Origin of the sequence: Streptomyces sp. NPDC002886, assembly GCF_042888445.1 — a bacterium.
Taxonomy (GTDB): Bacteria; Actinomycetota; Actinomycetes; order Streptomycetales; family Streptomycetaceae; genus Streptomyces.
Genome location: NZ_JBIAPV010000004.1, coordinates 230,192 through 253,106 on the forward strand (window position 1 = coordinate 230,192; position 22,915 = coordinate 253,106).

Consider the following 22,915-nt stretch of genomic DNA (forward strand, 5'->3'; position numbering starts at 1 on the left):
TCGGTTCGATCCGCTTCGTGCGATCCGCTCGACCCGATCCGCCCATGCCGTCCCTCCACATCCCGGAGGCGGTCGGCACCACCCGCGGGGCCCCGGCCGACACCCTGGCCGGGGCCCCGCACCGGCGTCGGCCCCGCTGTCGGTGCCGGCCCCCGGGTCCGGATCAGAGCCAGGCGGCCCGGTCGGTCCCCCAGCGGGAAGGCCCCCGGTCCCATCCGAGGCCCCCGAGCGGCGAAGCCGCGTACCGCAGCGGTCCGTACCCCGACGCGGTCTCCCGCAGCCACGGCTCCGGGGCGTACCCCGGTTCGGCGGCGCCGGCCGCCGGGACCTCGCGGACCAGCCACGACGCCGTTCCCGCCAGGGAGAACCGCAGGGCCTGGCCACCGCCCTCCGCGAGGGCCCGTAGGACTCCGGCGGCGACCAGGTACCCCGTCCCGTGGTCCAGTGCCTGGGCCGGCAGCACCCCGGGGGCGCGCCCGTCCCCGCAGGCCGCGGAGATCCCGTACCCGGCCTGCACCAGCGAGTCGAACCCCCGGCGCCCCGCCCAGGGACCCCGTCGGCCCCACGCGCACAGTTCGGCCACCACCAGCCCCGGCCGGTGCGACAGCAGTTCCTCCGCGTCCAGCCCGTACCGCTCCAGTGCTCCCGGCCGGTATCCGGTCACCACCACGTCCGCCCCGGCCAGGAGGCCGTCGAAGACCGCCCGGTCCCCCGTCTCCCCTAGGTCGAGGAGCGCCGACCGCTTCCCGAACCCCGTGTCCGCGTAGGCGTCGTCCGACTCCGGGAGTCGCGGGGAGTCGATCCGCAGCACGTCCGCGCCGAGCAGCCCTAGGGTCCTGGTGGCCACCGGCCCGGCGATGACCCGGGTCAGGTCGAGCACCCGTACCCCCTCCAGCGGCCGTCCGGTGCCTGCGGCGAGCGCGCCGAGGGGCCGCCCGCGCCCGCCCGAGGCGGTGCGTTCCACGAGGGGTTGCGGCGCGCCGTACTCCTGGGTCACCGCCACGGCCAGCCCGCCCGCCGCATAGACCTCCTCCTGGACGTCCACGGCCCGCCGCCCGGCGATCGCCCGGGCCACGCCGTCCCGGGTACCGGCCGCCAGGACCCGTACCAAGGCGGTTTCGTGGTGCGGGTAGTTGGCGTGCGTACGCACCCACCCGTCGGCGGCGCGCCAGAAGCCCGACAGCGGCGCGAACGTCACGGGTCGCCGGCCGTCCACCAGCAGGTGGCGCTCGCTGACGAACGCCGTGGCCACGGCCCCTTCGTCGACCAGCAGCGGAGCCACGTCGTCCGCACCGCCGCCGGCCCGTACGGCGGCCAGCTCGGCGGCGGCCAGGGCGCACACGCCCACCGTGGCCCGCGCGAGTTCGCGTACGGGCAGCGGCCCGTCCCCCAGCCCGTCGGGCCCCCGGTAGCCGACCCGTCCCGCCAGCTCCCCGGGGCCGCCCAGGGCGGCCCATGCCTGTCCGGTCCCATCGTCACGACTCGTCATGGCCCCATCCTGCCCGCCGCACCGCGGCCGCCGCCGGGTGGGCCGGGGCCCTCGCGCGGCGGGCCGGTCCCCGATCGGGCGATGTAGCGCTCCAGGGCGTCTCGATTTCCCTCGTACGGCGTTACACGACGCGGAACATGAACATCGCCTCGGCTGCCTCGTCTTCCGTCGCGGCGCAGCCGGCGCGTGCGGGCCGGGGGCGGCCGGTGGCCCGTACGAGGGAGCACGATGACCGACCCGACCGCGGTGGACACCTGGCGTGGAAGGCTTGCCGCACACTGCCGTGACGTGTGCGAGGCGCCCGCGTTCTCGCTCACCGTTTTCGCGGTGATCCTCTTCAACGCCGCACTTCTGGGCGCCGAGACGTACAGCGGCCTGTCCGCCGAGTACAGCGGCCTGCTGTCGGCGACCGAGCGTTTCTGCGTGATCGCCTTCACCCTGGAGATGCTGATCCGCCTGGGCGCTCACGCCGACCGGCCGAAAGCTTTCTTCCAAGACCCCTGGAACGTATTCGACTTGCTGGTCGTCTCCTCGGCCTTCATCCCGTTCCTCCGGGAGAACACCACGCTCCTGCGGCTGCTGCGGCTGGCGCGGGTCCTGCGCACCGCACGGTTCATGCCCCAGCTGCGAGTCCTGCTGGTCGCGGTGGGCCGCAGCCTGCCGGGCACCGTCAGCTTCCTGTTCGTGGGCGCGCTGATCGTCTACGTGTACGCGATGATCGGCTGGATCTGCTTCGCCCACCACGACCCGCAGCACTACGGGTCCATCGGCCGGGCGGCACTGACCCTGTTCCTGCTGATGACGCTCGAAGGGCTCGGGGACGCCGTCCACGCGGGGCTGGCCATCTCCCCGCTGAGCCTCCTCTACTACGCCTCCTACGTGCTCTTCGGATCCTTCGTGCTGGTCAACGTGCTGATCGGCGTGGTCCTCAACGCCCTTGAGGAAGCACGAGAGATGGAGGAGGAGGCCGAGAAGGAGGAGAAGCGGGCCGCGCTGCTGGCGACACAGTCGCCGCCGGACGCGGCAGACGAGCTCCTGCTGCGGATCGCGGCGGTGCGCAGCGCGCTCGACGACATGGAGGCCCAGCTCGACACCGTGCACTCCACGTCGGCGGGGATGGCGGCGGCCTCCGCGACACCGGCCCACGCTTCGGCGGGCGCCCGCTAGGACCGGCGGGGACCGTCGGACCGGGCCGAGCCGTCGGAATCGCCGGAGTCGTAGGCACCGCAGGAACCGCAGGAACCGCAGGAGTTCTAGGAGTCGTCCGAGCTGTTCGACCCGGCGGGAGGGCCCCCGGCCGGTCGGGCACCGCCCGGCCGGAGGTCCGCCAGCCAGGCGTGCCCCGGATGCTCCCGCTCGACGAGAGCGGCCAGCCTCGCGCGCCGGGTGTCGTCCAGCAGGGGGAGGGCGCGGGCGAAGTCCCGCTGGTCCTTGGGACGGACGGCCTTGGCCTTGAACAGCAGGGCCAGCTCGGGCGCGAGGTAGGGGATCCCGTCCGGTGTCCGGCTGACGACGGCGGTGTACGGCAGCCGGACGGACGGGTCGCGGCGGTAGATCCAGGTCTCGCCGTCGTGCGGCTCGCGGAACACGTCCACCAGGAAGTTCCCGGTCGCCGGATCGCGCAGCCAGGTCTGGTGGGTGAGTCCCGAGACCTCGGGCGTGAGCTCCCAGAGCCGGTCGTGCGCCACCACGTCGAAGACGAACTCCGGGAACCTGGCCAGGATCTCGGGGAAGCTCGCCGCGGGGACGGCGATCTCCAGGTCGCCGTGGTGCCGGGGCGGCCCGCCCGTGAAGAGGTCGACGGCCCAGCCCCCGGCGACGTACCAAGGGGCCGGGACCCCGGCGAGCCGGGCCGCCACCTCGGCGGGGGTCCAGGCGTGCGCCCACCTGGCTTCCGCCTCGGCCTGAGTGATCTCCACGCCGCCCGGGGGCAGTTCTGCGGTCATCGGGCCAGCCTAGCGAGGGGCGGCTGCGTCCCGGAGCCGGGCGTCGAGCACCGCGGCGAACTCGGCGAGGGTGAGGTCGCGGACTTCCTCCTCGTCGACCTTGACGGCCAGTCTGTCGTGCAGGGAGATGGCCATTTCCACCACCATGAGGGAGTCGGTCAGCAGGTCCTGCATCCGGGCTCCGGCATGAACTTCCTCGGAGGGGGATTCTCCCATCGCGATGATGATTTCAGTGATCAGACCGATCGTGGATTCTGGTGCGGACGTGGTCATGACTACTCCTGTTTGCGCTCTGGCGGCCCGTGCGCCAAGGTGGCGCCGAAGACCGGCGGGAAAAGGGAGAATACTCGTGTCGGACAGTGTGACCGATGTGATGGAGGCGGGAACGGCCGAGTTCCGTTACGCCAGGGAGTGGCTCGGCGAGGCCGGGGAAACCGCCTGGGACAGGCTGCTCGACTGGCTGATGGAGGACTACTTCCGACTCGAAATGACCGGTTGGGAGAACATTCCGGCTAAAGGGCCCGCCGTGATCGTGGCCAATCATTCGGGTGCTTGGGGGCTCGACGCTTTCATCCTCGTCAAATCACTCACGCGGGTCCTGAACCGGCCTTTGCACGTACCGGCCGCCTCTCTTGCTTTTCGATTCCCGGTGATCGGCTCGTACGCCCGGAAAATGGGCGCCTTTCCCCTTGATCCGACGCTCGGACTGGAACACCTGACCGCAGGGGAACTCGTGGGAGTGTTCCCCGAGGGAATCTCCGGCCTCGAAAAGCCCTTCCGAAACCGCTACCGGCTGCGACCGTTCGGCCCCGGGTTCGCGGCGACCGCCGTCCAGGCCGGGGCACCCGTGGTCCCCGTGTGCGTGATCGGGGCCGAGGAGGCGTATCCCAAGTTCGGTGAGATCCCGGCCCTGGCCCGCCTGTTCGACCTCCCCTACTTCCCGCTGACCACGCTCCTCCCCCTGCCCTCGAAGTGGCTCATCACCGTGGGCGAACCGATCCCCGCACCGCCACGGCCGCAGTCGTACTCGGCCCGCAGGGCCGCGGCCGGCCTGCTGTGCGCCGAGGCCCAGGAAGCCGTGCAGTCCCTGGTGGACAGGGAGCGCGGCAGGCGCGAGACGCCCTTCTGGTAGCACGGCCGCCCTTGCGACGACCGGGATGACGGCCGGCCGTCATCCCGGCCCGGCCGTCAGTCCGCCAACCGGTTCGCCGCCTGCCGTACGCCGTCGGCCGCCCGGGCGCACCGCTGGGCGTGGTCCAGCAGGACCATGCGGAAGCGCTCCTCCGCCTCGTCCCGGTTCCAGCCCTCCGCTCCGGCGCAGACCGCCAGGCTCTCCGCGTGCGCCGCCAACCGCTCGGCGCTGGCCTGCGCCAGGGCCCCGTAGGACGCGGGCGTGCAGCCGCGGACCGCGGTCGGCAGCGCCGCCGGCCTGCCGACCGTCACCCGACGGTCGCCCCGGCCGCCGGGGAGTTCCCCCAGGGACACGAGCAGCGAGCGCGCGTCGAGCGTGGCCGGCAGCCGCCCCGCGGTCAGCTTCGGGTGGACCACGGAAGGCCTGGAGACCCCGGTGACGGCCCGTACGAGTTCCGCGGCGACGAGCACCGCGAACCGCGTCGCCGCACACGTGCCGGGCCCACCGCACAGCGCGGAGGGCCAAACGCCCGGGCCCGCGCCGTCCTTCGCCCGCGACAGCCAGCCCGGCGCGCACAGGATCTCCGTACCGGCGCCGATCGCCAGGCCCTCCCAGACGAACGGCGCCTTCACCCGGTGCACGGCCGCGGCCACCGGCGGATAGTGGCGCAGCGCCCGGTCCACGGCCTCCTCCGGGGTCTCCGCCGCCTCCACCGCGTACAGGGCCAGCGCCTGGAGGGTCGTGCTCGTGGCGGCCTCGGCGACCAGGGCCAGTACGTGGGCCACCGCCGCGACCACGGTGTCGGCGCTCGCTCCCGCCCCGACGAGCCGTCCGACCAGGGAGGCCGGATCGGGACTCTCCAGATAGCCGGCCGTCCTGCGCCGCAGGGCGGCCGTCAGCTCCGCGCGGGCGCCCCGGCCCCGCGCTGCCGGTGTCCGGGCGACGATCTCGCTCAGCAGGGTGTCCTCGGCGGCCGGTTCGCCCACCACCAGGCGCCGGCCCAGCCGTCCCATCGCCTCGCCCCAGGCCTGTGGCTCCAGGGTGCCGTCCCCGCGCCGGCCGGCCACGGCCTCGTCGACGTCCCGGGCCACGAGGGCGGCCAGCTCGTCGCCCGGCGCGATGACCTCCCATGTCAGCTCCGTGTGCGGCGACAGCCCGTAGCGGTCCCCGGCGTCCGTGAGCCCCGCGACGGGCTCCAACACCCCTTCCTCCTCGGCCCGGAGCAACAGGGCCTCGGACGCGGCGGGGGCCAGCGGTACGAGGAAGTTCCCGAAGGGGGTGCGCAGCCGTACCGGCCGGCCGGAGCGGGTGCGCCGCAGGTGGTCCAGCAGAGTGCGCCGCACCCCTTCACGGGTCAGCGCGTCCAGGCCCAGCGCGCGGGCCGCGGTATCGGTCCAGGGCAGCCGCTGGGCGAACATGGCCGCGCTGAACACGGCGTTCTCCAGGGCCCGGACACTCTCGGGGGATCGCGGCGCGGTCTTCGTGGTGGTCGCGCCGTGTTCGGCGCCGTCGCCGTGTTCGGAGGTCATCTCAGTGTCTCCCGTGCTCACTTGTCGCGCAGCATGTAGGGCTGGTTGCCGACGATCCGGCCGTCGTAGGCGCCGATCAGCGCGTTGACCTTCTCCCGGTGGTGCGCCATCGGGCCGCGCAGGGTGTCCGAGTAGGCCTGTGGGGCGTGCGAGAGCGGGTAGTCGTACGACTCGTCCAGCCAGGCCAACTCCACCCAGCTGTCGGGGATGTCGTTGGGCGAGGCGGGGCCGCGGCCGTCGATCATCGGGATCACGTCGTGGTTGTTGACCAGGCTGATCACCTGAGTGGTGTGGTCGGCGGGGCGCTTGCCGTCGATGGGCGAGCCCACCGCGATCACGTGCGTGATCCGGTAGCGGGAGGACACCTCGACGTCCGAGGCGAGGTTCATCGCGGTCATCCCGCCGAGGCTGTGCCCGACGAACATGACCTCCGCTCCGGCCGGCACCCCGGCGCGCAGCAGCAGCTTGCGCGCGGCCCGGGTGTAGGTGGTGTCGGTGTGCAGGAGTCCGTCGAACGCCCCCACCAGGTCCTGGGGGGTGCTGTTGCTCAGGAGGGCGAAGCTCGTGCCGGGCAGCAGCAGGACGTAGCGCACGGCGCCGTCGGCGCATTCGACCCGGCGCAACAGCACCAGTCCGTGATTGCCCAGGGCCCCGATGTCGTTGACGTAGCTGACGATGTCGTTGCCGGACGTGGCCAGCACCTTCGCCAGGATGGAGTCCGCGTCCGCGCGCTCGGCGCGGCCGGGTCCGGGGTTGAGGTACTTCAGCAGGCTGCTCGGCAACCCGAAGAAGGGGTCGGTCGACGGGACTCCGCCGGCGAGCGTCACCCAGGAGAAGCCGTCGTTGACGGGGTTCTCGTCGAGCAGTCCCAGCAGGGCCGACAGCTCCATGATCACGGGGCTCAGGGTGGTCAGGGCCCGGGTGACCCCGAGGCGCTCGACGAGCGCGTACAGGGCGCGCAGCGCCTCCAGCCGGTTGCCCTCGACCATGGCGTCGGTCAGCCGCCGGGCGAGCGGCGAGTCCAGGTTGGGGTGGTCGGAGGCGATCGCCCTGATCCGCAGGGCGAAGGCGTCCACGGCCATCGCCACGGCGGCCGGACGGCGGTACGTCATGTTCCCCGCGATCCGAGCCAGTTCCCCGGCCAGTCCGCCGTTGGCCCCGAATCCGAGCCCCGTCGGGCTGGTCAGCGCCCGGGCGCAGGACACCACCGCGCCGAGCGCCCAGCCGGGGCGGCGCAGCGCCTCCAGCCCCAACTGCCGGCTGCTGAGCGCGCCCGTCAGCTCGGCGGCGGCCTGCTTCGCCGTGAGGGCGGCGTCCGCGAGCAGGACCGACGCCGCGAGCAGCAGGTCCGGATCCGTGCGGGACGGGGCCGGCCGGCCCGCTTCCGCGGGGTCAACGGCACCCTCGGGCCCCGGGCCCCGTACGGGCTCGGGGGTTTGCGCGGGCTCCGGGGCCCGTACGGGTGCGGCGGCCCCTGCCGCCTTCGCCGGGCCCGCGGCCTTCACCGGCGCGGCCGGCTGCGCCGACCGGCGCCCTGTCTCCTGCTCGGCCTCGCGCGCCGTCGACCGACCGGCCTCGCGCTCTGCCTCACGCTCTGCCTCGAGCCCTGCCTCACGCCCGGCCTCCGCGCTCGCGGACCCGTGCCCCGCGGGTGTCGAGCGAGCTGCCGTGTCCACCGCTGGTGCGGCCACGTTCCCACCTCCCGTGCCTGCGCAACGGCTTCGCCTGGTTCCGTTGCCCGAACGGGCATGCTGGCACCGTGCGCGGTCCGTTCCGCTCGGCGATCCCCCGTCGCCGTACGGCTCGCACCCGTGCCGTGGACGCGGTGGACCGCCGGATGCCCGGAGGGCCGTGGCCCTCCGGGCATCCGGCGGCTTGGCGGCACCCCCCGGGCCGCCGCCCATTCGGTGATCCCCAAAGGATGAGCTCCGCGCTCACGCATTGACGCGGGCGCGGATCACCCCCCGTACGGACCACCGGGTCTCGTCTCCCGTCAGAGCGGCCGGGAGGGCTGGTCGCGCCAGAAGCCGCATTGGTGCTCGGCCTCGAACGTCCGGTCGATCCTGTCCCCCGTGGGCGCCAGGGTCAGTACCGTGCCGCCCGGTCCGGTCGTCGGCCAGGGGGTCTGGCCCGGGACCACGGGGACACCGTGGCGGGCGAAGGCGCCCCAGTAGCGCTTCATCCGGGTCGCCAGGGCTACTTGGACGGAGGTCAGGGAGCGCTCCCCCATCGTGAAATCGTGCAGGTAGGCCAGTTCGGCGCTGTGCGCGTTCGACTCGTCCAGGTCCGGGACCTGGGCGCCCGCCAGGGTCGGCGAGTCGGGGTCATCGAACTCGTACGCGAACGTGGGTACTTGACGGGCGAACACCTGCGCCGTCCGGGCGGTTTCGCAGGCGAAGGTCCCATCGGTCATGACCGCCGAGAGCGCCAGGTACGGGGAGCCGTACGCGGCCACCGGGTAGCGGGCCAGGATCTCCGGTCCGGACGCGCCGTAGCCCGCGAGGACCTGCCGCGCGTACTGCTCGGCCGTCAGCGCCGGCTGGGTCAGCGCCACGAAGAAGCGCGCCTCGGAGCGGGTGCTGCCGATCAGGACCGGGACCTTGTTCCAGGATCCGGCCGCGATCGCCGTGGCCGGATCGCGCGGGAGCAGCCCGTCCCCCGACGCGGGGCCCGAAGTGGCCCGTGTACGGGCCGCGTCCACCAGCGACCGCCCGGAAGCGGCACGCAGGCAGGCCGAGATCCCGGCCACGTCGGGGCAGCCCGCGCTCGCGGCGAACTCGCGCGCCTCGGACTCGGCCCGCGCGGCGTCAGGGGTGCGCAGCAGAGTGCACGGCCCGCTCTGCAGCACGGCCCGGTGGAACAGCCCGGCCGCGGACGGGGCGGCCAGCAGTCCGCACACCGAACCGCTGCCCGCGGACTGGCCCGAGACCGTGACGTTGCCCGGGTCCCCGCCGAAGGCCGCGCTGTTCTCCCGCGTCCAGCGCAGTGCCTGGATCTGATCCATCAGCCCGAAGGAGCCGGAGCGCAGCGCGTTCTGCCGCCCCAGTTCGGGCAGGCCCAGGTAACCCAGCTGACCGAGACGGTAGTTGATGCTGATCACGAGGGAGCCGGTCAGCTCCGCCATCGTGCGTCCGCCGAACTGCGTCCCGGTGCCCTGGCTGTACGCGCCCCCGTGGATCCAGAGGATCACCGGCAGCCGGGCCCCGGCTCGGGCCCGGCCGGGCCGGTACACGTCCAGGTACAGGCAGTCCTCGCTGACGGCCGAGGGGTCGCTCAGCCCGAACGGCGAGAACTGTAGGCAGGCAGGGGCCTGTTCGGCGGCTTCGCGCACTCCGCGCCAGCGCCGGGGCGGCTGTGGAGCCCGCAGCCGGTTCTCCCCGACCGGCGCGGCGGCGTAGGGGACGCCGAGGAACTCCTGCGCTCCGTCGTGGGCGCGGCCGCGGAGCGCTCCCTGCGCGACGGAGACGACCGGGCGGGGCGAGGCGTCCGCAACGGCATCGGCAGGCATTCCGGGAGAGGCCGCCGCCGGGAGCGCGGCGGCGATCAGCGTGGTGAGGCCGAGTACCGTGCCGAGTAAGGATCTCGGCGTGAAAAGCCGGGTGGTCCGGTGCGAAGGCCGTGTCATCCGTACTCCTGGGTTCGGGGCGATCCGGGGGCGGGGCTGAGCGCGGGACGCCCGCCCCGCCTCCGGAAGGCCGGCTGGTGCGGGGAGACCTACGGGCGGAGCCCGGCGAGCAGGGTCGCGGTGACGGCGAAGTCGAGCGGTCCGGTGTTCCAGTCGGCGTTCATCGGGCTGACGGCGATCTTCCCGGCGCCCACGGCTTCCACGTCGCTGCCCCGGGCGGGCGTCTTCAGGTCCACCGTCACGCCGACCTTCCAGGTGCCGTCGCCGGCGTCGGTGTAGTCGGCCTTCAGGAGCGCCTGCGCGTCCTGGAAGGTGGTGGCCACCCCGGCCGGGGTGCCCTTGCCGTCCGCGCCGATGACCGGGTGGTTGACGTTGAGGCCGACACCCTTGGGCAGCAGCAGGCCGGAGCGGGCCCGCGCGCGGAGCCGGTCGATCAGCTTGACCGCGAAGTCGACGGTCGGCCCCATCGCGTTGACCGTGGTCACCGGGTCGGGAGCCGCGAGCCCGCCGGTGCTCAGGGCGATGGCGGGCACGCCGGCGTCCAGTCCGGCGATGGCGCCGCCGACCGTGCCGGAGTGGTTGGTGATCGCGGCCAGGTTCGGACCGAAGTTGGTGCCCGACACGACGAGATCGGGCGCCCGCCCCTCGAACACCTCGGAGAGACCGAAGTTCACCGAGTCGCCGGGGGATCCGTCGACCGCCCACACCTTCGGCTCGGGGTGGCGGACGGCGATGGACGGGGCGTTGGACGTCTTGGTGCCGGCGCCGCTCTGATTGGTCAGCGGAGCCACGATGGTGACGTCGTGTCCGGCGGCGGTCAGCCGCGCGAAGGCCAGGCGGATGCCGGGCGCGTTGTAGCCGTCGTCGTTGGTGAGCAGGATCCGCAGCGGGGCCGCGGGCACCGGTGCGGGCGCCGGTCCGGCCTGCGGCTCGGCCGCGGCGGCGGGCACCGTACCGGCGAGGGCCGGCGCGCAGAGCAGCAGGGCGGCCAACGGCAGAACTCGCTTGCGTTGCACGGAACGCTCCTTTGGAGAGGGAGGAGAAGGGGAGGAGGAACTGGACGGGGTGAGGGTCGGTAAGGGTGGTGCCCGGCGGGCTCGCGACCCTCGGCGCGAGCCCGCCGGAGTGCGGGCCGGGCCGCCGCCCGGGAGGGGCGGCCCGGAGGTTGCGGGTGCGGGGCCCGGCGGGTGCGAGGCCAGCGAGGACGGACCTGGCGGCGACGGGGCCGGCGGGGTCAGCGCACGCTGCGGATGGGGAGGATCGCCAGCGCGCCGATCAGCGAGAGCGCTCCCCCGACCAGGAACAGCGGGGTGTAGCCGCCCAGGGTGGTGACCACGGCGGAGGCCACGAACGGGGCGATGATCTGGGGCCCGGCGTTCGCGATGTTCAGTACGCCCATGTCCCGGGCGGCGTCCTCGGCCCGCGGCAGCACCAGGGTGACGAGCGCGGTGTCGACGGCCATGAAGCATCCGAAGGCGAGGCCGTTGAGCGCGCTGAAGACGAGCATGCCCGTCCACGTCGGGCTGACGACGGGGACCACCATGACCAGCCCGGCGAGGGCCGCCGAGACTCCGACGAACACCTTGCGGCGGTTCCAGCGGTCGGACAGCAGTCCGCCGACCACCGTGGAAACGGCCATGGCGACCATCGACACGGGGGTGAGGATCGCCATCGCGGCGGGCGGGGTGAGCCCGGCGGGGAGCGCGATGTGGTCACCCAGGATGTAGAGCTGGTAGCCGACCACCGAGAAGTACCCGAGGACCATCAGGGCGCGCCCGATGAAGGCCCACCGGAAGTCGTGGTTGGCGAGCGCGGACAGGAAGGCCTTGAGCTGGGCGCCCTTGGGGGCGGCGGGCGCCTCCGGATCCGGCTCGGATCTCGGTACGTCCCGGCAGAAGCTGGTCAGCAGGAGCGCGGCGCCGGCGATGACCCCGCCGAAGACGAGGTACCCGGTGCGCAGGTGCTCCGAGGTCTGGGAGGCGATCAGCACGCCGACCGTGCCGCCGATGGGCAGGCCCAGTCCCACCAGCGCGGACGCGGTCCCGCGGCGGGCGGCGGGCACCCGGTCGGGCACGATCGCGGTGACGGCCGCCTGATAGATGTTCATGGTCGCCTGGACCAGGCACCAGCCGATCCCGACGAGCAGCGCGGTACTCACGCTCCCGAGGACGGCGAGTCCCACGAGCGAGCCGATCGCGCCGCCCAGGACCCAGGGGTTGCGACGGCCGCTGCGGTCGGAGAGCGCGCCCGCGATCGGGTTGAACGCGGTGGCGAAGATCGCGCTGATGCCGCCGATCAGGCCCAGCACGGCCACCTTGTCGTCACCGGCGATCGCCTCGATCTGGGTGGGCAGGAGGACGGAGCCGACGCCCATGTAGACGGCCATCATCGCGGAGTTCGCGACCAGGAGGAGGAGCAGGAGCCCGCGTCCGCGGGAGGGTTCGGGTTCGGGAACCGCCGGGACGGGCGGGTCGATGATCTCGTTCGTAGCCATGACGACTCCTCGGGGGACGGAGCGGGGAGGTGGCGCGGGGGGACCGCCGGTGCGGTGCGCGGGGAGGGCGGCGACGCGGAGGGGCTGTCGCCCCGGAGGGCATCGCCGGGAGGTGCCACGCCGAGCGCGAGGCGGCTGACGCGGTGCGATTGCTCGGCGCGGTGCGTGCGGTGCCTGCGGGGCGGGGCGGGGGACGCGCTGCGGTGGGGGATGCAGTGCGGCGGGGCGGTGAGGCGGTGCGGCGGGGAGGCAGTGCGGTGGGTGCGGTGCCGTGCTGTGGGGCGCCGGGTGGCCGACACGATGCGAGGTGTTGTTACACGTGTCACTTCAGGTGCTTGGACACTGTGTAGCACCCGTTCCCCGGTCTCGCCAAGGGTTGGCGCAGCCCTCCGTTCAGATCGTGACCCATGGACGAAGTCCAGGTGGATCACGTGTAACCATCCAAATGCAGCCTCTGGACGACTCCGACCCGGCCGAGAACCCTCTTGCCCTTGTGGCGGCGGTCACGCTTCCGCAATACTCCGCACCGACCCAGCCACCACCCCCGGCCGGAGCCCACCCACCCCTCCGGCTCGGCGACCACCCGGCCGGCCCACCCAGGGCGGCACTCCGGGCGGCGGGCCACCCGGAGCAGCTCGGGCCTCACCGGCCCTACGGGCACCACGAGGCGCTCGGACACACCGGGCGGCTCGCGGCTCGCGCGCCTCAGCCGGCCGGTCCGCTCGGGGTCCCGAGGGACTGGGCCGTACGAACACCACCGGGCGCCCGAAACACCGGGCGGCTCGAGTGGCCCAGGCGGCCGGGCCGCTCACCGCCCCGAGGGCCGGGCCACCCGGATCCTCCGCACACCCCCGCTCGACATGGCGGCTTCAGCACGCCCGCCCCCTCCGCACCCCCGCTCCGCGCGCGTCGACCCCGGCGCGCCCCTCCCCGCTTGCCCCCACTCCCCACGCGTCGACTTCGCAACGCCCGTCCCCACCTCCCCCCTCCCCCCTCCCCGCTCCCCGCTCCCCGCTCCCCGTGTCGGCTTCGCCGCGCCCCCTCACCACCATCCGGCTCCCCGCGCGTCGGCTTCGCCGCGCCCGCCCCCTCCGTCCCCGCGCCTCGCGCCCGTCCGGCGTCTCCCCAGGTGGCCCATCACCCCGGGAGGCGGCCGCGAAAGGTTCCGCCATGTCCGGTTCCCCCGGCCACACCGTCACCCAGCCACCGTTCCCCGCCCGACCGCCCCGGCGCCCCGTCCCCGCGGCTCCACCCCGCCACGCCCTCGCCTGGGGTGTGGCGCTGACCCTGCTGTCCGCGCTGACGGGACTGCTCCTGCGCCTGGACGAACGGCTCTTCTTCCAGGGACTCGACGACACGTGGGCCGCTTCGCTGAACGGCTCGCCCGCCGACACCGCCAGCGGGTTCGCCACCGTGCTCGACCGCCTGGGCGGGCCGCTGGGCACGGTCGTTCCACTGCTGCTGATGGGCTGCCTGTGCATGTACGGGCGCTGGCGGTCGGCACTCTTCGTCTTCGCCACGACCGTCGTGGCCAACATGCTGGTGGTGCTGCCGCTCAAACAGCTGGCCGACCGGCCGCGCCCTCCGCACACCTGGACCCTGGTCAACGACGGCTCATACCCGTCCGGCCAGGTCTTCAGTGCGGTGGCCCTGGTGATCGCCGCCGCGGTGGTGCTGTTCCCGCCGGGCGGCCGGCGCTGGTGGTGGCTGTTCGGCGGGGCCTACACCGGCGCCATGATGTGGAGCCGCACCTGGCAGCACGCCCAGTGGCTCAGCGACACCTTCGCGGGCGCCCTGGCGGCCGTGGGCGCCTGCCTGCTCCTGTGGCGGGCGTTCGCGCCCCTGCTGGAGACGGAGGCGGAACGCATGGCGTCCGACACCCTCTGGATGTGACGCCCTCCCCTCCCGCAAGGGAGGGATTCCCCGCCCACTTGGCCACGGGCGCGGCGGCCGGACGCAACAGGCACGGCCGCCCGCCCTCGCCGGTTCGCGGGGCCCGACCAGCCAACCCGATTATCGCGAAACATTGACGATCGGCGAATTTCCGCCATATTCTCGACGGGTCGGCACGCGTTCGGCGCGCGGACCAGGAAGGATCGACTCATGGCACCCACCCCAGGCCCCGGTCACCCCATGGCGCATCCGCCCGCGGGCTCGCTCCTCGGCTCGGTCGAGGACGGGCTGACCGTCTTCCGGGCCGTTCCCTACGCCGCACCCCCGGTCGGCGAGCTGCGCTGGCGGCCCGCGCGGCCGCATCCGGGGTGGAGCGGTGCCCGGGACGCGACCGCCGACGGGCCCAGCGCCCCGCAGATGTACATGGAGGGCGGTGACCCCGTCCTCGGCGGGCACGGTTCGCCGCCCTTCGACGAGGACTGCCTGACGCTCGACATCTGGACCCCCGCGGTCGACGACGCCCGCCGACCGGTGCTGGTCTGGATCCACGGCGGCGGCTTCGTCTCGGGCTCCGGGTCACTGCCGAACTACTCCGGCGCGACCTTCTCCCGCGACGGGGACCTGGTAGTCGTCAGCATCAACTACCGCATCGGTCCGCTCGGTTATCTCCTCACCGGCACCGAGGACGAGCCCGACGGCTCCGGCGCCAACCACTGGCTGAGCGACCAGCTCGCCGCCCTGCGCTGGGTACGGGACAACATCTCCGCCTTCGGCGGCGACCCCGACGCGATCACCGTCGCGGGCCAGTCGGGCGGCGCGGTGTCCACGGCCGCCCTCGCCGGACTGCCCGAGGCCCGAGGACTGATCCGCCGGGTGATCCTGATGAGCCCGCCGTTCGGGCTGGACCTGCCCACCCCCGACGCCTACCGGGAGCGCACCACCGCGTACCTGGAGCTCGCCGGGGTCAAGACCCTCGCCGAGCTGCGCACCCTGCCGTGGCCCGAGCTGATCGCCGCCATGGGCGGGCTCTTCGCCCTGACGACGCGGTGGGGGTACTGGCCCACGCCGTTCCTGCCCGTGATCGACGGCGTCACCCTGCCCCGCCACCCGGCCCGGGCCCTGCTGGACGGCGCCGCCGCGGACATCGAGGTGATGATCGGCTGGACGCGGGAGGAGGCCAACTTCGGATTCGCCCTGAACGAGGCCTACGCCGCGGCCGACCGGGAGCAGGTGACCGCCCGGATCGCGGACACCTTCGGCCCCGAAGCCGCCCCCGGCGCGTACGCGGCGTACGAGCGCGCCCGCCCGGGGGGCGGGCCCGCCGGCGTCCTGATGGACCTCATCACCGATGAACTCTTCCGCGTGCCCGCCCTCCGGCTGGCCGAGGCGCGGGCCGCGTCCGGGCATCCGGTGTGGGCCTATCAGTTCGACCTCCCGGCAGCCGCCCATGACGGCCGGCTCGGAGCCGCCCACTGCCTCGAACTTCCCTTCGCCTTCGCCAACTTCGACCAGTGGACCCACGCTCCCCTGACGGCCGGGCTCGACCCCGCCGTCCGCGACGGGCTCGCGCACACCATGCACGAGGCCTGGATCGCCTTCGTCCGCACCGGCGACCCGAACCATCCGGCCATGCCGACCTGGAACCCGTACGAGAAGGACACCCGCACCACCATGCGCTTCGACACCGTGGTCGGCGTGCTCGACGACCTCGCCGGGGATTCCCTGCGCCTGCACGAGGGAGCGCTCTCGCAGCCCGAATAGGCCTGCCCGCCCATCCGGGCGGGCCTGCGCTCCCTTGATCTAACTCGTGTAACCTTCGAAGGGAAGGATCGAGCCGATCAAGAGGAGCGTCGATCGACGTCATGGCAAAAGACACTCCTGTTCAGGCGTCCCCGACCAGCGCCGACGTGGCCCGCCTCGCCGGGGTGTCCCGCGCCACGGTCTCCTTCGTCCTCAACGACACCCAGGGCCACCGCGTCGGCGAAGCCGCCCGCGCGCGCGTCCTCGACGCCGCGCGGCAGCTGGGCTACGTACCGCACGCCGCGGCCCGGTCCCTGCGCGCCGGCCGCAGCAACCTCGTCCTGATGCCCTCGTCGATCTCCGCGGTCGGCCGCCTCGTCAGCGACTGGGTCGACGACCTGCACAGCGAGCTGGAGCGGCACGGCTACACCGCGGTCCTGCACGCCGGACGGTTCGACAATTCCCTCGACGCCGCCCGCGCCTGGGCCGAACTGCGGCCGGCGGCCGTCATCGCCCTCGACGGCGACCGCCTCACGGCGCAGGCCGCCGATCTGCTCCGGCGCGCCGGCGTACGGGGGCTGATCGCCTTCGCCGCCCGCCCCGTGCCGGGCGTGCACACCATCGGCTTCGACCACGCCCTCATCGGGAGCACCGCCGCCGAGCACCTGATCGCCCGCGGCCGGACCCGTATCGGCGTGGTCATGCCCCAGGAACGCGGCCTCGGCCTTTTCGCCGAGCCGAGGCTCACCGGCGCCGAATCGGTGGCCGCCCGCCACATGGCCACGGTGACTCCGGTGGAACTCGCCTACACCCGGGAGTCCGCGACCGCGCTGGCCCGGCGCTGGCGGAGCCTCGGGCTGGACTCCGTCTTCGCGTACAACGACGAGTACGCCGCCCTGCTCCTCCACGCCCTACGGGCCGAGGGGATCTCCGTACCGCAGGACGTGGCGGTCATGGGCTCCGACGACCTGCTCCTCTCCGCGCTCCAGGAACCCCCGCTGACCTCGATCCGCCTCCAACTGGCCTCCCCGGCCATGGTCGCCGACGCCGTGCACGACCTGATCGAAACGGGCACCACGGCGCCCGTACCGGACATAGAGGCGATCCTGGTCCAGCGCGAAACCACCTGAGCACCGCCCACCGACGAACTCGGGGACCGGCCGGACCGGCCCCCGAGTTCGTGCCGACTCACGGCGAGGCGTCCCGGATCGTGTGCGTCGCCGCCTCGTGGAGATGCGCCTCAACCGGGCCAGGTGCTGGTCGTGGGCCAAGACGATCTCGTCCGCGAGGTTGAGGATGCGGATGGTGCCGCCGGGAAACCGGACGGTGACGCCGATGGCGAAGTCGTAGTGGTCGCGCTGGTAGTGGATCTCCCGGACGGAGAGGATCCGCCGGCCGACGAACCGGGCCATGGGGAAGTCGGGTAGGTCGTCCTCGACCGTGGTGTGGCCGTATTCGTCCATGCCGTAAGGGCCGTGAGGCTGGTCGATCTCCATGGACAACCCGTCGCCCGGTGTGTGGAACCGGACGGGGCCAAGGCCCTCCATGTGGAGCCACATGTGCAGGAGGGAGGGCTCGGTCTCCTGGTAGTGGTGCCAGGACGTCGTCACCTTCAGCAGACGCCTGCCGACCAGGTCCTCGGCGTTGATCATCCGTCGATGCTGCCATGACGCTCCACGATTCGGCACTCCGCGGCCGCTCCAGCGCTCCCGTCTTCTTCTCGAGGGGAACCAGCCGCGGCGCGGCGAAGTGTCAGGCCGTCACCTCATGTCCGTACGTCATCTCATGTCAGGACGTCACCTCATGTCCGTACCTCATCTCATGTCCGTACGTCCTCGTGCTCCGTCCGGGGGGTCCGCGCGCCTGTATGGATCAAGCCGGGGAGCCGAGCGCGGGCGCCCGTGTTCGGCTGGGCTCGGTCGGCCGCGGCGCCCTGACGGCCGGTCCCGGAGCGCAGAAAGAGGAGTCCCCCCGATGTCTCGTCGGCATGTCCCGGCCGTCCTCGGCCTCGTGGCGGGCGCGTTGGTGGCGGTCCCCGCCCCGGCCGCCCACGCCGCCACGGTGCAGGTTCCCTGCTCGGTTCCCGATCTGGTCGCCGCGATCACCACCGCGAACGGCTCGCCCGGGCCGGACACCCTGCAGCTGGCGCACGCGTGCACGTACAAGCTGACGGCTCCGGACCCGGTGAATCCCGGCAACGGGCTGCCGGTGATCACCAGCGAAATCAGCATCGACGGGCGCGGCGCCACGATCAAGCGGGACGAGCGAGGGCACAAGGTGCCGAAGTTCCGGATCCTGCTCGTCGGCCCGGCGGGGAACCTCACGCTCGACCGCACCACGATCAGCGGCGGCTTCGCCACGGACTGCCCCGCTTTCCCCGACCCGCCGGGCCTGGCCTGCGGCGGCGGCATCTCCAACACCGGAAAGATGAGCGTGACCCGCAGCAAGATCACCGGGAACACGTCCCGCTCGGACGTGTTCGCCCAGGGCGGCGGCATCGACAACCCCGGCACCGGCAGCGTGAGCGGGACCGAGGTGAGCGGAAACCACGTCATCTACAGCGGCTCCGACCTCGGCAGCGGCGCCGCGGGAGGCGCCATCGCCAACGACGGTCCGCTCACGGTCACCGATTCCCGGCTGACCGGGAACACGGCCACCGTCACCGAGAACACCCAGAGCTTCGCGTTCGGGGCCGGCATCATCAGCTTCGCGGAGACGACCGTTCGGGACACGGTCGTCAGCAAGAACCGCGCCTTCGCGCGGGGCGGGTTCGCGCGCGCCGCCGTCTCCAACGGCATCCCGGAGCCGGGCCGGATGACCATCACCGGCGGCGGCATCACGGACAACACCTCGGACAGCCCGCACGGTACGGCCCAGGGCGGCGGCATCGCCAACAACGCCCTGATGACCGTGACCGGGGTGAAGATCAGCGGCAACCGGGCCGTCGCGGAGAACGGGACCGCGCGCGGCGGCGGCGTCCGGGTGGGCCCCTTCGGGACACTCGACCTGGCCGACAGCCAGATCACCGGCAACACCGCCGACGCACCGGGCGGCACGGCTCAGGGCGGCGGCCTCGACAATCCTGACGGCGGCAGCCTGACGGCCAAGCGCAACAAGGTCCTGCGCAACACGGCCGTCGCGAAGGGCGGCACCGCGCAGGGCGGCGGCCTCTACGCTGCCGGCGGGCCCGAGGGGCTGGGCAGCACGACGCTGGAGGAGAACACCCTCACGCACAACCGGGCGGGTGACGGCGGCGGCATCTTCAAGGCCTCCGGGGTCCTCACGCTGAAGGGTGACGCCGTCCGCGCCAATCGCCCGAACAACTGCGGCCCGGCCGCGGCCGTCCCCGGCTGCACCGACTGACGGCGCTCCGGCGACGACGGCCCCGGCCGCGGCAGGTGCCGCGGCCGGGGCCGTCGCTTCCCCCCTACGAGCCTCAGACCCCCAGGTGGCGGGCGAGGAAGGCCACGCTGTCGGCGACGATGCGGCCGATGTCGGGCGAGCCGAGGAAGATGTGGTCCGCGTCTTCCACCGGGGTCAGGAGCACCTCGCCCCCGGCCTTCGTGAGGGCCGCGGCGAGTTCCTCGCTCTGGCTGTACGGGACCAGGCCGTCGAGGGTTCCGTGGACCAGGAGGAACGGCGGCGGGTCGGAGCCCTCGACGGCGTACGTGACCGGGCTCGCGGCCCGCGCCAGCTCCAGGCTCTCCGCGACGGACGCGCCCAGCAGGGCTTCGTACGGGTCGGGGAACTCGTCTCCGCCGGGGAGCGGCGGGAACGCCGGCATGGGGTGCTCGGAGAGGGTGACCAGGTCGGAGACCCCGTACCAGTCGACGACGGCCCGTACGGCGGTGTCGCCGGCGCCCACTCCGTGGGTGCCCTCCAGCGCCGCGGCGTCCGGGGTGTCCGCGCCGACGACCCCGGCGAGGGCCGCCAGGTGGCCACCGGCGGACTCGCCCCAGACACCGAGCCGGTCAGGGTCGAGGCCCAGCTCGGTGGCGAACTGCCGGACGTAGCGGATCGCGGCCTTCACGTCGTGCAGCTGGGCCGGGAAGGGGGCCTCCAGGCTGTGCCGGTAGTCGATCGAGACGAGGGCCAGCCCCGCCCCCAGCACCGACCCGTGCAGCAGCTCGACGGGCACGGTCGGCGGCGGGTAGCGCCGGTCGCCGTCCAGCCAGCCGCCGCCGTGGATCCACACCACCACCGGGAAGGGGCCCTCGCCTGCGGGTACGTGGACGTCGAGCAGCCGGGGACGGTAGCCGGGCGAGGTCGCGTAGGTGATCCCCTCGAAGCGGCGGACCCCGTCCGCGTCCACGACGGGGGACACGGGGGTCCGGAACGGCGGCGGCGGCCAGGTCATGTCCACCGTATCGATCGCGGCGGGGGGCGATTGGGTCATTGCGGCCCTTCCAATCTGCTCGGCCCAGGGGGCCGACGGGTCCAGGTGCGGGTCGGCGGATCCGGCCCCGGCCTCGCGAGCGGTACGGACAAGGCTTCGTAACGTATGTCCGAAATGCTTGCGCGGGCCCGGGAGGAGGCCTAGCGTGTTACACGTGTAATCACGACTCTAGCGACGCGTTTCCGCAGACCACAAGAGCACGGGCAGTCTCAGTTCCCCGGCAGTTACACGAGCCACCGCGCAAATGTCGTCGCCTTCCCCTCCGGGAGCACGCCATGCTCACCTCCACGCCCCCCGCCATCCGGTCCACCGCGAGCCCGGACACCCCCGCCCCCGTCACCGCCCCCGCCCCCCGGGCCCGCGGCTTCGGCCGCTGGGCCGCGGAGCCCACCGCGGCGACCGTTCCACTGATCCGCTCCCGCGTGCGCTCGGTACTCGAGGGCTGGGAGGTGTCCGCCGAGATCGCGGACGTCCTGCTGCTGGCCGCGAGCGAGCTGGTCGGGAACGTCGTCCTGCACGCCGGCGGCGCGGGCCGCCTGCGCGTCGAGGTCTCCCTGCGCGGGGGCTGGCTCCTGCTGGAGGTCGCCGACGGATCCCCCTCGCTCCCCCGGCTGCCGCACCCGCGGGGCGAGGTGGACCAGGACTCCGAGGACGGGCGCGGCCTGCTGATCGTGCACCTGATGGCCACCGAGGTCGGCGGCCGACTCAGCGTCCAGGCGGATGAGTTCGGCAAATCCGTGCGCGTGCGCGTGCCGGCCGCCTGACGGAACCCAGCGGGGCCGAGGGGGCGAGGGGGGGCGAGGGGGGCGAGAAGACCGGTCGGGGGGACGATTGGCTCACATGAATATGGCGAGGAATTGACGGCCGCCAATTTATCGAGATACTTGCCCCATCTCCCCCGCTGCTCCCTGAATGAGGTGCCGCCCCATGGAGCTCTCCCCTTCGGCGCACGCCGATACCTTCTGCCGCGACCGGCTCCCGCCGTTCGACCTCTGGCCCGAACTCCACTTCGACCTGCCGGAGTTGGACTATCCGGACCGGCTCAATTGCGCCCGCAGCCTCCTCGACGACGCCGTCGAGCGCTGGGGCCCCGACCGCCCCTGTCTGCTGACCGCCGAGGAACGCTGGACCTACGGCGAACTGCGGCAGCGTGCCGACCAGGTCGCCCAGGTGCTCACCGAGGACCTGGGCATCGTCCCCGGCAACCGCGTACTGCTGCGCGGCCCGAACACCCCTTGGCTCGTCGCCGCCTGGTTCGGCGTGCTCAAGGCCGGTGGCGTGGCCGTCACCACGGTGCCGCTGCTCCGCGCCACCGAGATCGCCGCGCTGTGCCGGATCAGCCAACCCGCCGTCGCCCTATGCGACCACCGCTACCTCGAGGAGATCGAGGCGGCGGTCGGCTTCACCCCCGATGCCGAACCGGGCGGCGCCGAGTACACGGCCCCGCGGGTGCTCGCGTACGGCGGCTCCGGCGAGGACGACCTCACCGTCCGCTGCGCCTCCAAGGCCGGTGTCTTCACCACCGTGGACACCGCCGCGGACGACGTGGCCCTGATCGCCTTCACCTCCGGCACCACCGGGCGCCCCAAGGCGACCCTGCACTTCCACCGGGACGTGCTCGCCAACGCCGACACCTTCTCCCGGCACGTCCTGCGCCCGCGGCCCGACGACGTGTTCACCGGCACCCCGCCGCTCGCGTTCACCTTCGGGCTCGGCGGGCTGGTGGTCTTCCCCTTGCGCGTCGGGGCCGCCACCCTGCTCGTCGAGTCCGCGACGCCGCAGCAGTTGGCCGACCTGGTCGCCGCACACGGGGTGACCGTCCTGTTCACGGCGCCCACCGCCTACCGCGCGATCCTGGCCGCGGGTGCGGCGGGCCGGCTCGCCGGGCTGCGCCGCTGCGTCTCGGCGGGCGAACCCCTGCCCGCAGCCGTGTGGGAGGAGTTCCACGCCGCCACCGGGCTGCGCATCATCGACGGCATCGGCGCCACCGAGATGCTCCACGTGTTCATCTCGGCGGCCGACGAGGACATCCGGCCCGGCTCCACGGGCCGGCCGGTACCGGGCTACCGGGCCGCCGTGGTGGACGCGAACGGGGAACCCGTTCCCGACGGCCGGCCCGGTCTCCTGGCCGTCACCGGACCCACCGGCTGCCGCTACCTGGACGACCCGCGCCAGTCCACGTACGTCCGGGGCGGCTGGAACATCACGGGCGACACCTACGTCCGCGACGCCGAGGGCTACTTCTGGTACGTGGCGCGCAGCGACGACATGATCGTCTCCTCGGGGTACAACATCGCCGGTCCCGAGGTCGAGAAGGCGCTGGCCGACCATCCCCACGTGGCGGACTGCGGTGTGGTCGGGGTCCCCGACGAACGCCGCGGCATGCTCGTCAAGGCCTACGTGGTGCTGCGCCCGGGCGTCCCGGACGTCCCGGAGACGGTCCGCGAGCTCCAGGAGCACGTCAAGGCGACGATCGCCCCGTTCAAGTACCCGCGTGCGGTGGAGTTCGTCACCGAGCTTCCCCGTACGGAGACCGGCAAGCTCCGGCGCGGGGAACTCCGCGCCCGGGGCGGGGAACCGGCCGAGGCCGCCCCCGTCCCCGTTCCCGTCGCTGCCGCCGCAGCGGAAGCGGACGACGGCGGGTGCTCCGCCGGGTGTCCCGAGGCGCGGG

Annotated in this window: 17 protein-coding genes and 1 pseudogene; 9 read left to right on the top strand and 9 right to left on the bottom strand. The window is 73.4% G+C overall.

Going from position 1 to position 22,915, the window contains the following annotated elements; all coding sequences use genetic code 11:
- Nucleotides 1-163 precede the first annotated feature (163 nt).
- Nucleotides 164-1,489: a CoA transferase gene (locus ACFYYB_RS19510; RefSeq protein WP_389436433.1), complete on the bottom strand. Its 1,326-nt coding sequence runs from the start codon at nucleotides 1,487-1,489 to the stop codon at nucleotides 164-166.
- Between the two features lie 228 nt (nucleotides 1,490-1,717).
- On the opposite strand from ACFYYB_RS19510, the gene ACFYYB_RS19515 reads away from it, so the two are divergent.
- Entirely contained in the window at nucleotides 1,718-2,656 is a 939-nt protein-coding gene (locus tag ACFYYB_RS19515) for an ion transporter (protein WP_389436434.1), read from the top strand.
- Nucleotides 2,657-2,742: 86 nt separating this feature from the next.
- Here ACFYYB_RS19515 and ACFYYB_RS19520 read toward each other — a convergent pair whose 3' ends face one another.
- Both ACFYYB_RS19520 and ACFYYB_RS19525 read right to left on the bottom strand, forming a co-directional pair.
- The gene (locus ACFYYB_RS19520; RefSeq protein WP_389436435.1) at nucleotides 2,743-3,435 is read right to left on the bottom strand and encodes a nucleotidyltransferase domain-containing protein; all 693 of its coding nucleotides are present in this window, start codon (nucleotides 3,433-3,435) and stop codon (nucleotides 2,743-2,745) included.
- Between the two features lie 9 nt (nucleotides 3,436-3,444).
- Nucleotides 3,445-3,708, bottom strand: coding sequence for a phosphopantetheine-binding protein (locus ACFYYB_RS19525; protein ID WP_389436436.1), 264 nt, complete (start codon nucleotides 3,706-3,708; stop codon nucleotides 3,445-3,447).
- Between the two features lie 76 nt (nucleotides 3,709-3,784).
- Between ACFYYB_RS19525 and ACFYYB_RS19530 the strand changes: the two genes are divergently transcribed.
- Nucleotides 3,785-4,567 carry a lysophospholipid acyltransferase family protein gene (locus tag ACFYYB_RS19530; RefSeq protein ID WP_389436437.1) on the top strand — a complete coding sequence of 261 codons (783 nt, stop codon included), beginning with the start codon at nucleotides 3,785-3,787 and terminating at the stop codon, nucleotides 4,565-4,567.
- A gap of 56 nt (nucleotides 4,568-4,623) precedes the next feature.
- Here the strand turns inward: ACFYYB_RS19530 and ACFYYB_RS19535 are convergent, their stop codons facing one another.
- From ACFYYB_RS19535 to ACFYYB_RS19555, 5 genes are all read right to left on the bottom strand, one after another.
- Nucleotides 4,624-6,096, bottom strand: a complete 1,473-nt coding sequence (locus ACFYYB_RS19535; protein ID WP_389436438.1) for a hypothetical protein — start codon at nucleotides 6,094-6,096, stop codon at nucleotides 4,624-4,626.
- 17 nt (nucleotides 6,097-6,113) lie between these two features.
- A complete protein-coding gene (locus ACFYYB_RS19540) occupies nucleotides 6,114-7,787 on the bottom strand; it encodes a hypothetical protein (protein WP_389436439.1) in 1,674 nt (557 codons plus the stop codon).
- Between the two features lie 302 nt (nucleotides 7,788-8,089).
- Entirely contained in the window at nucleotides 8,090-9,721 is a 1,632-nt protein-coding gene (locus ACFYYB_RS19545; protein ID WP_389436440.1) for a carboxylesterase/lipase family protein, read from the bottom strand.
- An 89-nt stretch (nucleotides 9,722-9,810) separates the two neighbouring features.
- Nucleotides 9,811-10,737 (bottom strand): 5'/3'-nucleotidase SurE, encoded by a 927-nt coding sequence (gene surE / locus ACFYYB_RS19550; protein ID WP_389436441.1) that lies wholly within the window; start codon nucleotides 10,735-10,737, stop codon nucleotides 9,811-9,813.
- A 218-nt stretch (nucleotides 10,738-10,955) separates the two neighbouring features.
- Nucleotides 10,956-12,215 carry an MFS transporter gene (locus ACFYYB_RS19555; RefSeq protein ID WP_389436442.1) on the bottom strand — a complete coding sequence of 420 codons (1,260 nt, stop codon included), beginning with the start codon at nucleotides 12,213-12,215 and terminating at the stop codon, nucleotides 10,956-10,958.
- A 1,170-nt stretch (nucleotides 12,216-13,385) separates the two neighbouring features.
- Here ACFYYB_RS19555 and ACFYYB_RS19560 point away from each other — a divergent pair.
- From ACFYYB_RS19560 to ACFYYB_RS19580, 5 genes are all read left to right on the top strand, one after another.
- A complete protein-coding gene (locus ACFYYB_RS19560) occupies nucleotides 13,386-14,108 on the top strand; it encodes a phosphatase PAP2 family protein (protein WP_389436443.1) in 723 nt (240 codons plus the stop codon).
- A gap of 210 nt (nucleotides 14,109-14,318) precedes the next feature.
- Entirely contained in the window at nucleotides 14,319-15,869 is a 1,551-nt protein-coding gene (locus ACFYYB_RS19565; protein ID WP_389436445.1) for a carboxylesterase/lipase family protein, read from the top strand.
- 101 nt (nucleotides 15,870-15,970) lie between these two features.
- Nucleotides 15,971-16,978, top strand: coding sequence for a LacI family DNA-binding transcriptional regulator (locus ACFYYB_RS19570; RefSeq protein ID WP_389436446.1), 1,008 nt, complete (start codon nucleotides 15,971-15,973; stop codon nucleotides 16,976-16,978).
- A gap of 132 nt (nucleotides 16,979-17,110) precedes the next feature.
- Nucleotides 17,111-17,275, top strand: coding sequence for a hypothetical protein (locus ACFYYB_RS19575; RefSeq protein WP_389436447.1), 165 nt, complete (start codon nucleotides 17,111-17,113; stop codon nucleotides 17,273-17,275).
- A 547-nt stretch (nucleotides 17,276-17,822) separates the two neighbouring features.
- A complete protein-coding gene (locus ACFYYB_RS19580) occupies nucleotides 17,823-19,211 on the top strand; it encodes a hypothetical protein (RefSeq protein WP_389436448.1) in 1,389 nt (462 codons plus the stop codon).
- 73 nt (nucleotides 19,212-19,284) lie between these two features.
- Here ACFYYB_RS19580 and ACFYYB_RS19585 read toward each other — a convergent pair whose 3' ends face one another.
- Nucleotides 19,285-20,244, bottom strand: a complete 960-nt coding sequence (locus tag ACFYYB_RS19585; RefSeq protein ID WP_389436449.1) for an alpha/beta hydrolase fold domain-containing protein — start codon at nucleotides 20,242-20,244, stop codon at nucleotides 19,285-19,287.
- Between the two features lie 275 nt (nucleotides 20,245-20,519).
- On the opposite strand from ACFYYB_RS19585, the gene ACFYYB_RS19590 reads away from it, so the two are divergent.
- Together ACFYYB_RS19590 and ACFYYB_RS19595 are read left to right on the top strand one after the other, a co-directional pair.
- On the top strand, nucleotides 20,520-21,008 hold the full coding sequence (locus ACFYYB_RS19590; RefSeq protein ID WP_389436450.1) for an ATP-binding protein: 489 nt from the start codon (nucleotides 20,520-20,522) through the stop codon (nucleotides 21,006-21,008).
- 163 nt (nucleotides 21,009-21,171) lie between these two features.
- Nucleotides 21,172-22,827: pseudogene (locus ACFYYB_RS19595) on the top strand (AMP-binding protein); the annotation flags it as partial.
- Nucleotides 22,828-22,915 lie beyond the last annotated feature (88 nt).